This is a genomic window from Roseiarcus fermentans, assembly GCF_003315135.1.
In the GTDB taxonomy this organism is placed as follows: Bacteria; Pseudomonadota; Alphaproteobacteria; order Rhizobiales; family Beijerinckiaceae; genus Roseiarcus; species Roseiarcus fermentans.
The window spans coordinates 1-1,848 of sequence record NZ_QNRK01000078.1 but is presented as its reverse complement, the minus strand read 5'-3'; the positions used below and the strand labels follow the sequence as shown (position 1 = coordinate 1,848).

The window sequence follows — 1,848 nt, the reverse complement described above, 5'->3', positions numbered from 1 at the left end:
GGATAGGGGTAGGGAAGGCTTTCGCCTCCCCTCCCTCCGAACCGTGCGAGCGGTTCTCCCGCACACGGCTCTCCGGTTGCGGATTTCCTCATCGGGACCGTCTCGCCTGCTCCCGGGCCGCTTCGAGGGTGAACAGCCCGAGGTTGGCGAAGAAGGCGTTGGGCCATCGTTGGTGGTCGTCGGCGCAGCGTCCGAAGCCGGGGCGTTTCGCCTGCTTGCGCAGGATGGCGCGCAGGCGTCGGCGGACGAAGCCGTCGAGGGACGGGAACTCCGGCTTGGCGGCGTGCTTGAAGTATTCGAACCAGCCGCGCAGCATCGGATTGAGGTCGGCGACGATCCGCGCCATCGCATCGCCGCGGTTGCGCTTCGTCTTCGCCCTCACCTTGTCCCGGATCGCCTTCCGGCTCTTGTCGCGCGCCCACCGGCGACCCGCCTCGAACCGGTACCCCAGGAACTCGAAACCCTGGCCCGGTCGTCGGCAGTCGCCGATGCGCGTCTTCGTCGGATGGAGGGCGAGGCCGTGGGCCGAGACCCACGCTTCGACCTCGGCGAGCGCCGCGGCCGCCTCCGCTTCCGTCCGGCACAGGATGACGAAGTCGTCGGCGTAGCGCGTCATCCTGCGCCCGCGCGCCTCCATCAGGAGGTCGAGCGGATGCAGATAGACGTTGGCCAGCAGCGGCGACAGAACCGCCCCCTGGGGCGTTCCCGCCGTCGGCCGCCACCTCGCCATCTCCGTCATGATGTCCTGGCCGAGGAAGCCCTCGATCAGCGCAAGGATCGCCCCATCGCTGATCTTCTCCTCGACGAGCGCCATCAGCCGGTCGTGCGGGATCGTGTCGAAATAGCTCTTCAAATCCGCGTCCACGACGTGGACGTAACCGTCCTTGATCAGCCGGTCGACTTCTCGCAACGCGTCCTTCGCGCCCCGCCCAGGACGGAAACCGTAACTGCCGTTCCGGAAAGAGGCCTCGAAGATCGGCTCGATGGCCATCTTCAGCGCCGTCTGCACGATGCGGTCCTTGACCGTCGGAATCCCGAGGGGCCGGGTTTTGCCGTCCCCTTTGGGAATCTCGACCCGCTTGACCGGGCTCGGGCGATACGTGCGCGCGCTCAGGCTTTCGCTGAGCTCGCGCAGATAGTCGTCCGACCGCGCCGCGAACCGCTCGACGCTCTCGCCATCCACCCCCGCCGCCCCCTTGTTGGCGGCGACCTTGCGCCACGCAACCTCGAGCGTCGAAGGCCGGATGGCCTTGTCAATCAACGAGAACCACTTGCCTCCCTTGACGCCGTTGTCCAGCGCCGACGTCATGCGCTCCGTCCAGATCGAAGCTTCCGCCCAATCCCAGCGGGGATCGCGGGCCTCTGACCCTTGCTTAGCCCTCGCGGGCACTGCCGGGCCTGTCGCTTGCTCCTCTCCAGCCAAAGCCGCCTTCCGCTTCCTGCCTCCCTTCCCTCGGGGCGGTTTTGCTCGCCGACCCTCTCGCGGCTTTCGCCGCAGCGGTACTATGAAGGCTCTGACTCCCGCCGCCCTCACCCGAGGCGACGGGTCTCTCCGCTTCCTCCGCTTCGCCTTCCCGACGTTCCGTCCTCAACCACGTGAGCCGCCCGAAGGTCGCTTTGCCATTCGCCTTTAGCGCCTTCGGCTGTTCCGGGCTTCGCCCTTACCCTCGCAAGCTCGCCACGGCATCCCGCCGAATCAGGTTCGTCATCCTACGGACCGCCGGTTCGCCTCCAGTTGCTTCCCACCCCGCCTCGCGGCGACGCGGTTACCTTCGACTTCCGGGCTCGCGAACAGCCCGGGCGTGGACTTCCACCACGCTGACAAAGCGTCCTCGCGGACGCACGAGG

Annotated in this window: 1 protein-coding gene; it reads right to left on the bottom strand. The window is 67.5% G+C overall.

Annotated elements, in window-relative coordinates:
• Window positions 1–88 precede the first annotated feature (88 nt).
• Window positions 89–1,309, bottom strand: a complete 1,221-nt coding sequence (ltrA, locus tag DFR50_RS31060) for a group II intron reverse transcriptase/maturase (protein ID WP_113894220.1) — start codon at window positions 1,307–1,309, stop codon at window positions 89–91.
• Window positions 1,310–1,848: the final 539 nt, after the last annotated feature.